The 12,507-nt window shown below is 41.0% G+C and carries 13 protein-coding genes; all 13 read left to right on the plus strand.

Annotation, left to right across the window (positions count from 1 at the left end; genetic code table 11):
* The first annotated feature begins 8 nt into the window (after positions 1-8).
* The 13 genes from rpoC to rplV all read left to right on the plus strand — a co-directional run bounded on the left by rpoC (position 9) and on the right by rplV (position 12,505).
* Positions 9-3,632, plus strand: coding sequence for a DNA-directed RNA polymerase subunit beta' (gene rpoC, locus J2R98_RS11055; RefSeq protein WP_307068959.1), 3,624 nt, complete (start codon positions 9-11; stop codon positions 3,630-3,632).
* 186 nt (positions 3,633-3,818) lie between these two features.
* A complete protein-coding gene (locus tag J2R98_RS11060) occupies positions 3,819-4,070 on the plus strand; it encodes a ribosomal L7Ae/L30e/S12e/Gadd45 family protein (RefSeq protein WP_307068961.1) in 252 nt (83 codons plus the stop codon).
* A gap of 94 nt (positions 4,071-4,164) precedes the next feature.
* Entirely contained in the window at positions 4,165-4,578 is a 414-nt protein-coding gene (gene rpsL, locus J2R98_RS11065) for a 30S ribosomal protein S12 (RefSeq protein WP_307068963.1), read from the plus strand.
* A gap of 35 nt (positions 4,579-4,613) precedes the next feature.
* Positions 4,614-5,084, plus strand: coding sequence for a 30S ribosomal protein S7 (gene rpsG, locus J2R98_RS11070; RefSeq protein WP_307068964.1), 471 nt, complete (start codon positions 4,614-4,616; stop codon positions 5,082-5,084).
* A gap of 41 nt (positions 5,085-5,125) precedes the next feature.
* On the plus strand, positions 5,126-7,204 hold the full coding sequence (gene fusA / locus J2R98_RS11075) for an elongation factor G (protein WP_307068966.1): 2,079 nt from the start codon (positions 5,126-5,128) through the stop codon (positions 7,202-7,204).
* 120 nt (positions 7,205-7,324) lie between these two features.
* On the plus strand, positions 7,325-8,515 hold the full coding sequence (gene tuf, locus J2R98_RS11080; RefSeq protein WP_307068968.1) for an elongation factor Tu: 1,191 nt from the start codon (positions 7,325-7,327) through the stop codon (positions 8,513-8,515).
* 537 nt (positions 8,516-9,052) lie between these two features.
* Positions 9,053-9,361, plus strand: a complete 309-nt coding sequence (gene rpsJ, locus J2R98_RS11085) for a 30S ribosomal protein S10 (protein ID WP_307068970.1) — start codon at positions 9,053-9,055, stop codon at positions 9,359-9,361.
* Between the two features lie 20 nt (positions 9,362-9,381).
* Positions 9,382-10,008, plus strand: coding sequence for a 50S ribosomal protein L3 (gene rplC / locus J2R98_RS11090; RefSeq protein ID WP_307068972.1), 627 nt, complete (start codon positions 9,382-9,384; stop codon positions 10,006-10,008).
* Positions 10,009-10,036: 28 nt separating this feature from the next.
* Positions 10,037-10,660: a 50S ribosomal protein L4 gene (gene rplD / locus J2R98_RS11095; protein ID WP_307068974.1), complete on the plus strand. Its 624-nt coding sequence runs from the start codon at positions 10,037-10,039 to the stop codon at positions 10,658-10,660.
* Complete coding sequence (gene rplW, locus J2R98_RS11100; protein WP_017185239.1) at positions 10,660-10,950, plus strand: 50S ribosomal protein L23; 291 nt, start codon at positions 10,660-10,662, stop codon at positions 10,948-10,950. Before rplD ends, rplW begins: the two co-directional genes overlap by 1 nt.
* Positions 10,951-10,980: 30 nt before the next feature.
* Positions 10,981-11,811, plus strand: coding sequence for a 50S ribosomal protein L2 (rplB, locus tag J2R98_RS11105; protein WP_307068978.1), 831 nt, complete (start codon positions 10,981-10,983; stop codon positions 11,809-11,811).
* 51 nt (positions 11,812-11,862) lie between these two features.
* Positions 11,863-12,141 carry a 30S ribosomal protein S19 gene (gene rpsS, locus J2R98_RS11110; RefSeq protein ID WP_307068980.1) on the plus strand — a complete coding sequence of 93 codons (279 nt, stop codon included), beginning with the start codon at positions 11,863-11,865 and terminating at the stop codon, positions 12,139-12,141.
* Between the two features lie 19 nt (positions 12,142-12,160).
* Positions 12,161-12,505: a 50S ribosomal protein L22 gene (gene rplV, locus J2R98_RS11115; RefSeq protein ID WP_307068982.1), complete on the plus strand. Its 345-nt coding sequence runs from the start codon at positions 12,161-12,163 to the stop codon at positions 12,503-12,505.
* The last annotated feature ends 2 nt before the right edge of the window (positions 12,506-12,507 follow it).

Raw genomic sequence — 12,507 nt, forward strand, 5'->3', positions numbered from 1 at the left:
TAGGCTCCTTGATCGATGTAAATAGATTTGAGTATATGAAAATTGGATTGGCTGCATCGGAGAAAATACGTGCGTGGTCATACGGTGAGGTCAAAAAGCCTGAAACAATTAACTACCGTACGTTAAAACCAGAAAAAGATGGGCTTTTCTGTGAGCGAATTTTTGGACCAACAAAAGACTGGGAGTGCCACTGTGGTAAATACAAACGAGTTCGCTACAAAGGCATTGTTTGTGACCGCTGTGGTGTAGAAGTAACAAAAGCAAAAGTTCGTCGTGAGCGCATGGGGCACATTGAGTTAGCTGCCCCTATATCTCACATTTGGTATTTCAAAGGAATTCCGAGTCGTATGGGGTTAGTTCTTGATTTATCCCCTCGTGCGTTAGAAGAAATTATTTATTTTGCGGCTTATGTCGTTACTGAACCAGGCGATACGCCACTTGAGAAAAAGCAATTGTTATCAGAAAAGGAATACCGTGCTTATTACGATAAATACGGCAAATCATTCCAAGCTCAGATGGGCGCTGAAGCAATCCGCAAACTTTTACAAGATGTCGAGTTAGAAAATGAAGTTGCGGAACTTAAGGAAGAGCTAAAAACCGCTCAAGGTCAACGTCGTACTAGAGCAATTAAACGTTTAGAAGTATTAGAATCATTCCGTAACTCAGGAAATGACCCGTCATGGATGATTTTAGATGTACTTCCGATCATCCCACCAGAACTTAGACCAATGGTTCAATTAGATGGTGGTCGTTTTGCGACATCTGACTTAAACGATTTATACCGTCGTGTAATCAACCGTAATAATCGTCTAAAACGTTTACTTGATTTAGGTGCGCCAACAATTATCGTTCAAAACGAAAAGCGCATGCTTCAAGAATCGGTTGACGCATTAATTGATAATGGACGTCGTGGACGCCCAGTTACTGGACCAGGTAACCGTCCGTTGAAGTCGTTATCTCACATGTTGAAAGGTAAGCAAGGACGTTTCCGTCAAAACTTACTAGGTAAACGTGTAGACTATTCAGGTCGTTCTGTAATTGTTGTAGGACCAAACTTGAAAATGTATCAGTGCGGTTTGCCGAAAGAAATGGCAATTGAACTATTTAAGCCATTTGTTATGCGTGAACTTGTTGAGCGAGGTTTAGCACACAACATTAAGTCGGCTAAACGTAACATTGAACGTTTAAGACCAGAAATTTGGGATGTATTAGAAGATGTAATTAAAGAACACCCAGTGTTACTAAACCGTGCGCCAACATTACACCGTTTAGGTATTCAATCATTTGAGCCGGTATTAGTAGAAGGTCGTGCGATACGTCTTCACCCACTAGTTTGTACGGCTTATAACGCAGACTTTGACGGTGACCAAATGGCGGTACACGTACCGTTATCACCTGAGGCTCAAGCAGAAGCTAGAGTGCTAATGTTAGCAGCTCAAAACATCCTGAACCCTAAGGACGGTAAGCCAGTTGTTACACCTTCACAGGACATGGTATTAGGTAACTACTATTTAACACTTGAGCGTGAAGCAGCTCTTGGTGAAGGTAGAGTTTTCTCTAATCCAGCTGAAGCATTAACAGCATACGACAATGGATATGTACACTTACACAGTAGAATTGGCTTGCAGGCTAGTTCGTTACAAAATCCGAGATTTACAGAAGAGCAAAACAAGAAGATTTTACTTACAACAGTTGGTAAGATCATCTTTAATGAAATTTTACCAAGCTCGTTCCCTTACATTAACGAGCCAACATCATCTAACTTAGAGATTGAAACACCAGATCAGTATTTTGTTGAACCTACAGAAGATGTTAAAGAAGCACTTAAATCACGTGATTTAGTACAGCCGTTCAAGAAGGGTATTTTAGGTGACATTATTGCTGAAGTCTTTAAGTATTATAAGCTTTCAGAAACGTCTAAAATGCTTGACCGCATGAAAGACTTAGGTTTCAAGTACTCAACAAAAGCAGGTATTACAATCGGTGTGTCTGACATCGTTGTATTAGGTGATAAAGAGGTAGTGCTTGAAGAATCGCAATCAAAAGTTGATAAAGTGTTAAAGCAATTCCGTAGAGGTCTTATTACAGAAAGTGAACGTTATGATCGCGTTATTGCTATTTGGACTGAAGCGAAAGATGTGATTCAAGAGAAGCTAATGAATTCACTTGATACCTTAAACCCTATCTTTATGATGAGTGATTCAGGTGCACGTGGTAACGCATCAAACTTTACGCAGCTTGCAGGTATGCGTGGTTTAATGGCTAACCCGTCAGGTAAGATCATTGAACTACCAATCAAATCAAGCTTCCGTGAAGGTTTAACAGTACTTGAATACTTCATTTCAACTCACGGTGCACGTAAAGGTCTAGCCGATACAGCGCTTAAGACTGCAGACTCAGGTTACTTAACGCGTCGACTAGTAGACGTTGCACAAGATGTGATCATCCGTGAAGAAGATTGTGGAACTGACCGTGGTATGAAAGTTGAAACGTTACGTGAAGGTAATGAGATTATTGTTCCATTATATGACCGTTTAGTTGGTCGTACAGCATTCAGGTCAGTTAAGCACCCTGAAACTAATGAAACATTAATCCAACGTAACGAATTAATGACTGAAGATATCGCTAAAGCAATTGTAGAATCTGGAGTAGAAGAAGTTGTCATCCGTTCTGTATTCACTTGTAATACACACCACGGTGCTTGTAAGAAGTGTTATGGACGTAACATGGCAACAGGTGAACAAGTAGATGTCGGTGAAGCAGTAGGGATTATTGCAGCACAGTCAATCGGTGAACCTGGTACACAGTTAACGATGCGTACATTCCACACGGGTGGTGTTGCAGGTGATGACATTACCCAAGGTCTACCGCGTATCCAAGAAGTGTTTGAGGCTCGTAATCCTAAAGGTCAAGCGTCAATTAGTGAAATTCACGGTACTGTAAAAGAAATTAATGAATTTAAAGATAAGAAAGAAATTGTAATCCAAGGTGATGTTGAACCAAGAACTTACACAGCGTTATATAATGCGCGTATGAAAGTTCAAGAAGGAGATGTAGTTACTCCAGGGCAACCGTTAGTAGAAGGTTCAATTGATCCGAAAGAGTTAATTAACGTTCAAGGCTTGCAAGGTGTTCAAGAGTACTTACTAAGAGAAGTACAAAAAGTATACCGTATGCAAGGTGTTGAAATCAGCGATAAGCACGTTGAAGTTATGGTTAGACAAATGCTTCGTAAAGTGCGCGTCGTTGAAGCTGGTGATACAGACTTGCTACCTGGTTCGCTTATGGACTTCCAACAGTTCAAGGATGCAAACCATGATGTGCTAGTCCAAGGTGGTCAACCAGCGGTAGGTAAGCCAATCATATTAGGTATCACAAAGGCATCTCTAGAAACCGATTCATTCTTATCAGCTGCATCATTCCAGGAGACAACTAGAGTCTTAACAGATGCTGCAATTAAAGGTAAGTACGATGAATTAATGGGTCTAAAAGAGAATGTTATCATCGGTAAGCTTGTTCCAGCTGGTACTGGTCTAAATCGTTACCGCAATTTACAGCCAGAAAAAGAAGAACAAGAAGTAGAAGAAGTTGAAGTTGAAGAAGGAACAGAAGAGGTTACGACTGAGTTGTAATATAATGGGCACTGTCATTAGGCAGTGCTCAACCTCTTTTAATTTTATTTACCAAACAGGTTGATCGCACCAATGGTTGAACAAAATATCACAGTTTTTATTACAATATTCGTTGACATAAATTATTCTCAGTGATAATATATCAAAGGTGCTTCATTTAACCTTGTTACTTTGGAGGATGAAGAAATGTCTTATGAAAAAGTAGCACAGGCACAAAAGCGATTAAGAATTGGAGCAAAGCAAGTGCTTAAATCCATTAAAAATGGAGAAGTACTAGAAGTCGTTATTGCAGCTAATGCAGAACGACACGTCACAGATAAAATAGTTAAATTAGCTGAACAACACAATGTCCCTGTTACTGAAGTCGACTCGATGAAAGAGTTAGGTCAAGCAAGTGGAATAGATGTTGGTGCAGCAACAGTGGCAATTGCAAAGTAGCCTTATATGCGTCTTGCGTATAAAGTTTCTTTTTTGCCTAATTATGAACCACCTGGATGTGTGGTATTACAAAAAATGAAGGGAGGACAATAAATTGCCTACTATTAATCAATTAGTTCGTAAAGGACGCAAAACTAAAAGAGCAGGTTCAGATGCTCCAGCATTAAACAAAGGTTATGACTCTCAAAGAAAGCGTCAAACTGATAATCCTGCACCTCAAAAGCGTGGTGTGTGTACTCGTGTTGCAACTATGACACCGAAGAAGCCAAACTCTTCACTTCGTAAATATGCACGTGTACGTTTATCAAACCAAATTGAGGTTACAGCATATATCCCTGGTATTGGTCACAACTTACAAGAACACAGTGTTGTACTAATCCGCGGTGGACGTGTTAAGGACTTACCGGGTGTACGTTATCACATCGTTCGTGGTGCATTAGACACTGCAGGCGTTGAAGGACGTAAGCAAGGTCGTTCTAAGTACGGAACTAAGCGACCAAAGAAATAAAATTAATTAAACAACAAGCGAAGGGAGGATAACCCATGCCACGTAAAGGAGCAGTACCAAAGAGAGATGTACTACCAGATCCAATTCACAACTCTAAGCTAGTTACTCGTTTGATCAACCAAATCATGATCAACGGTAAGAAAGGTACAGCGCAAAAGATTTTATACAAAGCTTTTGATTTAGTACAAGAGCGTAGCGGTCAAAATCCTATGGATGTATTTGAAGAGGCTATGAAAAATGTAATGCCTGTACTAGAAGTTAGAGCTAGACGTGTTGGTGGTTCAAACTACCAAGTACCAGTTGAAGTACGCCCAGAACGTCGTCAAGCACTAGGTCTACGTTTTATCGTAAACTATGCTAGACTTCGTGGTGAAAAGACTATGGAAGAACGTCTTGCTAATGAAATTCTAGATGCTGCAAATAATACAGGTGCAGCGGTTAGACGCCGTGAAGAAATGCACAAGATGGCTGAAGCGAACAAAGCATTCGCTCACTATCGTTGGTAATCATCTTAACTTAATTCCAAATAGAGGAAGGAGAAATTGTTATGCCAAGAGAGTTCTCCTTAGACAAGTATCGAAATATCGGGATCATGGCACACATCGATGCCGGTAAAACAACAGCTACTGAACGTATTCTGTTCTATACAGGTCGTATTCATAAGCTGGGAGAGACTCACGAAGGTGCATCCCAAATGGACTGGATGAGCCAGGAGCAAGAACGTGGTATCACGATCACTTCTGCAGCTACAACAGCTCAATGGAATGACCATCGTATCAATATTATCGATACACCAGGACACGTAGACTTCACAGTAGAGGTTGAGCGTTCGTTACGTGTACTAGACGGTTCTGTAGCATTACTTGACGCTCAGTCAGGAGTTGAACCACAAACAGAAACTGTTTGGCGACAAGCTACTACCTATGGAGTTCCCCGTGTTGTATTCATCAACAAGATGGACAAAATGGGAGCTGACTATTTATACTCTGTAGGTACTTTAGAAGATCGTCTAGGTGCAAACGCGCACCCAATTCAGTTACCAATCGGTGCTGAAGATGACTTTGAAGGAATCATCGACTTAGTAGAAATGAAAGCTTACTTCTATGGAGATGATTTAGGTAACAAAATTACTACTGAGGAAATCCCTGATGAGTACAAAGATCAAGCTGAAGAGTACCGCACTCGTTTAGTTGAAGCAGTCGCTGAATTAGACGAAGATCTAATGGAAAAGTATTTAGAAGGTGAAGAGTTCACAATCGATGAATTAAAGAAAGCAATTCGTCGTGCTACTTGTGATGTTGAGTTCTACCCAGTATTAGTAGGTTCAGCGTTCAAGAACAAAGGTGTTCAACTACTTCTAGATGCGGTAATTGATTACCTACCTTCTCCATTAGACGTACCTGCAATCGAAGGTCATAGACCTGACACGGACGAAGAAATTATCCGTAAGTCTGATGATAGCGAGCCATTCTCAGCTCTTGCTTTCAAAGTTATGACAGACCCTTACGTTGGTAAGTTAACATTCTTCCGTGTTTACTCAGGAACTCTAAAGAGCGGTTCATATGTTAAGAACGCGACTAAGAACAAGCGTGAGCGTGTTGGTCGTATCTTACAGATGCACGCAAATCACCGTGAAGAAGTATCAGAAGTATTCGCTGGTGACATTGCTGGTGGTGTAGGTCTAAAAGACACAGCTACAGGTGACACTCTATGTGACGAGAAGGACTTAGTAATCCTTGAATCTATGGAATTCCCTGACCCAGTAATTGCGGTAGCAATTGAACCAAAATCAAAAGCTGACCAAGATAAAATGGCAGTAGCTTTAGGTAAGCTTGCTGAGGAAGATCCAACATTCAAAACTGAAACTAACGAAGAGACTGGTCAGACGATCATTCATGGTATGGGTGAACTTCACCTAGACATTATCGTTGACCGTTTGAAGCGTGAGTTTAGAGTAGAAGCTAACGTTGGTGCTCCACAAGTTGCTTACCGTGAAACATTCCGTGCTTCTGCAGAAGTAGAAGGAAAGTTCGTACGTCAATCTGGTGGTCGTGGTCAATACGGTCACGTTTGGGTTAAGTTCGAGCCTAACGAAGAAGGTGCTGGCTACGAATTCCACGATAAAATCGTTGGTGGTGTTGTACCACGCGAATACATTCCTTCTGTAGGTAAAGGAATTGAAGAAACGATGGAAACTGGTGTAGTTGCTGGTTATCCATTAATCGACATCAAAGCAACATTATTTGATGGTTCATACCACGATGTAGACTCGAACGAAACAGCGTTCAAAGTAGCTGCATCAATGGCACTTAAAGAAGCGAAAAACAAGTGTAAGCCAGTACTTCTGGAGCCAATGATGAAAGTAGAAATCGTTGTCCCTGAAGAGTACATGGGTGATATTATGGGTGACGTTACTTCACGTCGTGGACGCGTAGAAGGTATGGGTACACGTGGTACCGCATCTGTAGTAGACGCATTCGTTCCACTATCTGAAATGTTCGGTTACGCTACATCATTACGTTCGAACACGCAAGGTCGCGGAACTTACACAATGCACTTCAGTCACTATGAAGAAGTGCCAAAATCAATTTCAGAAGAGATTATTAAGAAAAATAGTGGTCAATAATTGATTTTTTCGCTCAAATTTCGTATAAAGGGTATTGTAAGAAGTTATCTTTCGGGTTTAACTCGAAAGATAACCTAACAATATAAATACATTAAAAACATTTTTAAGGAGGAAATATAAATGGCTAAAGAAAAATTTGACCGTTCCAAGTCCCACGTAAATATCGGGACAATCGGACACGTAGACCATGGTAAAACGACTTTAACAGCAGCAATCACTACAGTATTACACAAAAACTCTGGTTCAGGTGAAGCTATGGCTTATGACCAGATCGACGGTGCTCCAGAAGAGAAAGAACGTGGTATCACAATCTCAACTGCACACGTTGAGTACGAAACAGAAAACCGTCACTATGCACACGTTGACTGCCCAGGTCACGCTGACTATGTTAAAAACATGATCACTGGTGCAGCACAAATGGACGGTGCTATCCTAGTTGTATCTGCAGCTGATGGCCCAATGCCACAAACTCGTGAGCACATCCTACTATCTCGTCAGGTTGGTGTACCTGCAATTGTTGTATTCTTAAACAAGTGCGACATGGTAGACGACGAAGAGCTATTAGAACTAGTTGAAATGGAAGTACGTGACCTACTAGGTGAATACGACTTCCCTGGCGATGACATCCCAGTAGTAAAAGGTTCAGCGCTAAAAGCAATCGAAGGTGACGAAGAGTACGAAAAAGCGATCATTGAATTAATGGAAGCTGTTGATGAGTACATTCCAAACCCAGACCGCGACACTGACAAGCCATTCATGATGCCAGTTGAGGACGTATTCTCAATCACTGGTCGTGGTACAGTAGCTACAGGTCGTGTTGAGCGTGGTCAAGTATCTGTTGGTGACGAAGTTGACATCATCGGTATGGCTGAAGACACAGGCAAGACTACAGTAACTGGTGTTGAAATGTTCCGTAAGTTACTAGACTATGCTGAAGCTGGTGACAACATCGGTGCACTACTACGTGGTGTTTCTCGTGACGATATCAGCCGTGGACAAGTACTAGCTAAGCCTGGTACAATCACTCCACACACTGAGTTCAAAGCAGAAGTTTATGTACTATCAAAAGAAGAAGGTGGACGTCATACTCCATTCTTCTCTAACTACCGCCCACAGTTCTACTTCCGTACAACTGACGTTACTGGCGTTATTCAGCTACCAGAAGGTGTTGAAATGGTAATGCCTGGTGACAACGTTGAAATGGATGTTAATCTAATTGCGCCAATCGCGATTGAAGAAGGAACTAAGTTCTCAATCCGTGAAGGTGGCCGTACAGTAGGTGCGGGCGTTGTTTCAACAATCGTTAAGTAATAACGCTTAAGCTTAAAAGCTGCCGAGTTGATCTCGGCAGCTTTTTTAAGTGGGTTTAAACTATCTATATGAATTAGTGCAAACATTCATAGATGTTAGAGTGGATAAAAACTCGCTGGGGAACACAGCGAGTTTTTATCAGCGCTCAAACAAATTTATCAGCGCTCAAACAAATTTATCAGCGCTCAAACAAATTTATCAGCGCTCAAACAAATTTATCAGCGCTCAAACAACACTTTAAAATGAACAATGTCACACTTAGTAAGTAACTTAAATTATCATAAATTCTGAATATTACTGTGAAGGTTGAAATAACTATATAGGATTTGTATAATAATTTGAGTGGCTGTGATAGAAATATAGACACCACACTTGAAAATTCGTGTGTGATTTACTATAATAAGTAATGTTGCAGTCAAACAAGGCGATGAAGTGGAAGGTTGCTGACACACCCGGCCCCTTTGCCATGGCAAGGTGTGGGGAAATTTCCACGGAGAATGTCTGTTGAGAAGATAGGCGAAAAAAGGAGGGAAAATAATGGCAAACGAAAAGATTCGTATCAGATTAAAAGCTTATGATCACAAGGTTTTAGATCAATCAGCTGAAAAAATCGTAGACACGGCAAAGCGTGCGGGAGCAGAAGTTTCTGGCCCAATCCCATTGCCAACAGAACGCTCTGTATATACAATCTTACGTGCAACGCATAAGTACAAAGATGCTCGTGAGCAATTTGAGATGCGTACACATAAGCGTTTGATTGATATTTTGAGCCCAACTCCACAAACAGTGGATTCTTTAATGCGTTTAGATTTACCATCTGGCGTAGATATCGAAATTAAACTATAAATTTTTAGGAGGTGTAACGGATGACGAAAGGAATCTTAGGACGTAAAATCGGTATGACACAGCTTTTCTCTGATAATGGAGAGCTAGTTCCAGTAACAGTTATTCAAGCTGAAGGCAATACTATTCTTCAGAAAAAAACTGATGAAAATGACGGCTATGAAGCAGTTCAGATCGGTTTTGCTAACCAAAAGAAAAATAACGTAAAAAAAGCAGAAAAAGGTCATGCTGAGAAAGCAGGAGCTGAACCTAAGCGCTTCGTTCGTGAAGTCCGTGACGCTGAGCTTGACGAATATGAAGTTGGTCAAGAATTAAGCGTTGATCTTTTTGAAGCTGGACAGTATGTTGATGTTACAGGAACTTCAAAAGGTAAAGGTTATCAAGGTGCAATTAAGCGCCATAATCAAGGACGTGGACATGAGACGCACGGTTCACACTTCCATCGCTCACCAGGTTCAATTGGTGTAATGGGAGCAGCACGTGTATTTAAAGGTATGAAAGGCGCTGGACAAATGGGTGGCGAAACAGTAACAATCCAAAACCTAGAAGTGGTTAAAGTTGATGCTGAAAACGACCTAATCCTAATTAAAGGAAATGTACCAGGCCCGAAAAAGTCTTACGTAAAAATCGAAAGTGCGGTTAAGGCGTAACAATTAACTAACGAAGGGAGGATATGTCATGCCTAAAGTAGCACTATATAACCAATCAGGTTCACAAGTTGGTGATGCAGAACTTGTAGAAAGCGTGTTTGGTATTGAGCCTAACGAAAATGTTTTACATGATGCTGTAGTAATGCAAAAAGCAAGCCAGCGTCAAGGAACTCATAAAGTAAAAGGTCGCTCTGAAGTTAATGGTGGAGGACGTAAGCCGTGGCGCCAGAAAGGTACAGGACGTGCACGTCAAGGGTCAATTCGCTCACCTCAATGGGTTGGTGGTGGAACAGTATTTGGTCCAACGCCTCGCAGTTATAGCTACAAGCTACCTAAAAAAGTTCGTCGTTTAGCTTTAGTTTCAGCTCTAGCAACGAAGGTGAAGACTGACGACATCTACGTGTTAGATGAATTAAACATCGACGCACCAAAAACGAAAGAGATTGTTACAATGTTAAACAACTTCAACTTAGAAGGTAAAACATTAATCGTAACAGCAAATCAAAACGAGAATGTTGAACGTTCAGTTAACAACATTCCTGGAGTAGATGTATTATCAGTTAATGAGATTAACGTATTAGATTTAGTGAAGCATGACACGCTGCTTATTACTAAGGAAGCAGCTGATCAAGCAGGGGAGGTGCTTGCATAATGAAAGAACCAAGAGATATCATTAAGCGCCCAGTAATTACAGAACACTCTGCGGATTTAATGGCTGAGAAGAAATACACGTTTGAAGTTTCTACTAAAGCTAACAAGACTGAGATCAAAAGTGCTGTAGAAGAAATCTTTAACGTAAAAGTAGAAAAAGTTAACACGTTAAACTTAAAAGGTAAGTTTAGAAGAATGGGTCGTTACGGTGGTTATCGTCCAGATCGTAAAAAAGCTATTGTTCAACTTACTCAAGACAGTGAAGACCTAGACTTTTTCGAAACAGTATAAATAATAAACTTATAAAAGGAGGGAAACAAGATGGCGATCAAAAAGTATAGACCAACTACAAACGGACGTCGTTTTATGACAACATTAACAAATGATGAAATCACGACGTCTACGCCGGAAAAAACCCTGCTTGCACCAGTTAAGAAGCGTGCAGGTCGTAACAATCAAGGGAGAATTTCAATTCGTCATCAAGGTGGAGGCCACAAACGTAAGTATCGTATTATCGATTTCAAGCGTGACAAAGATGGTATACCAGGTCGCGTTGCTACTATCGAATATGATCCAAACCGTTCAGCGAACATCGCATTAGTTCATTATGCAGACGGTGAAAAGCGTTATATCCTTGCACCAAAAGGTCTAAAAGTAGACCAAGAAATTATGTCAGGTGAAAATGCAGATATCCAATTAGGTAATGCATTACCACTTAAAAACATCCCAGTAGGTTCAACAATTCATAATATCGAGCTTAAACCAGGTCGTGGTGGACAGTTAGTACGTTCAGCTGGTTCGCAAGCACAAGTATTAGGACGCGAAGAGAAGTACGTATTAGTACGTCTTGCTTCAGGTGAGACTCGTCGTATTCTATCAACTTGCCGTGCGACAATCGGTCAAGTCGGTAACAATGAACATGAACTTGTAAAAGTAGGTAAAGCAGGTCGTAGTCGTTGGAAAGGTATTCGTCCAACAGTACGTGGTTCTGTTATGAACCCTAGCGATCACCCACACGGTGGTGGTGAAGGACGTGCACCTATCGGAATGCCGTCTCCTGTTACTCCATGGGGTAAACCTACGCTTGGTTATAAGACACGTAAGCGTAACAAGAACTCAGATAAATATATTGTACGTCGTCGTAAGAAGTAATGGTGGTAAGCAACCCAAAGAAGTTGCTTAAACTCGAAGGGAGGTTTATTGATGGGTCGTAGTTTGAAAAAAGGGCCTTTCGCGGATGATCATCTGATGAAGAAGATCGAAAAGTTAAATGAAACTAAGGATTCGCAAGTTATTAAAACTTGGTCTCGTCGTTCTACAATTTTTCCACAGTTCGTAGGACATACAATTGCTGTATATGATGGTCGTAAACATGTACCTGTATATGTAACAGAAGATATGGTTGGGCACAAACTAGGTGAGTTTGCACCAACACGCACGTTCAAAGGTCACTCTGGTGACGATAAGAAAACAAAACGCTAGATGAGAGGAGGTTTGCATGATGCAACAAGCTAAAGCTGTAGCTAAAACGGTTCGTATCGCTCCTCGTAAAGCTCGTTTAGTTATCGATTTAATTCGAGGAAAAGATGTAGGCGAAGCTTTCGCAACACTAAAGCACACAAACCGTGCAGCATCACCGCACATTGAAAAAGTTTTAAACTCTGCAGTAGCGAACGCAGAGCACAACTATGAATTAGATGTTGATAACTTAGTTGTTTCTGAAGCATATGTAAATGAAGGTGTAACTCTTAAGAGGTTCCGCCCGCGTGCACAAGGTCGTGCAAGCGCAATTAACAAGCGCACAAGCCACATTACAGTTGTGGTATCAGAAAAGAAGGAGGGATAAGT

The sequence above is a fragment of the Alkalibacillus filiformis genome, assembly GCF_030814115.1.
Taxonomy (GTDB): domain Bacteria; phylum Bacillota; class Bacilli; order Bacillales; family Alkalibacillaceae; genus Alkalibacillus; species Alkalibacillus filiformis.

Excerpts from the sequence above, each read along its gene's own strand:
- rplW (WP_017185239.1), top strand. The coding sequence starts at position 10,660 with ATGAAAGAACCAAGAGATATCATTAAGCGCCCAGTAATTACAGAACAC.
- rpsJ (WP_307068970.1), top strand. The coding sequence starts at position 9,053 with ATGGCAAACGAAAAGATTCGTATCAGATTAAAAGCTTATGATCACAAG.
- tuf (WP_307068968.1), top strand. The coding sequence starts at position 7,325 with ATGGCTAAAGAAAAATTTGACCGTTCCAAGTCCCACGTAAATATCGGG.
- J2R98_RS11060 (WP_307068961.1), top strand. The coding sequence starts at position 3,819 with ATGTCTTATGAAAAAGTAGCACAGGCACAAAAGCGATTAAGAATTGGA.
- fusA (WP_307068966.1), top strand. The coding sequence starts at position 5,126 with ATGCCAAGAGAGTTCTCCTTAGACAAGTATCGAAATATCGGGATCATG.
- rplV (WP_307068982.1), top strand. The coding sequence starts at position 12,161 with ATGCAACAAGCTAAAGCTGTAGCTAAAACGGTTCGTATCGCTCCTCGT.
- rpsG (WP_307068964.1), top strand. The coding sequence starts at position 4,614 with ATGCCACGTAAAGGAGCAGTACCAAAGAGAGATGTACTACCAGATCCA.
- rpsS (WP_307068980.1), top strand. The coding sequence starts at position 11,863 with ATGGGTCGTAGTTTGAAAAAAGGGCCTTTCGCGGATGATCATCTGATG.
- rplD (WP_307068974.1), top strand. The coding sequence starts at position 10,037 with ATGCCTAAAGTAGCACTATATAACCAATCAGGTTCACAAGTTGGTGAT.
- rplB (WP_307068978.1), top strand. The coding sequence starts at position 10,981 with ATGGCGATCAAAAAGTATAGACCAACTACAAACGGACGTCGTTTTATG.
- rplC (WP_307068972.1), top strand. The coding sequence starts at position 9,382 with ATGACGAAAGGAATCTTAGGACGTAAAATCGGTATGACACAGCTTTTC.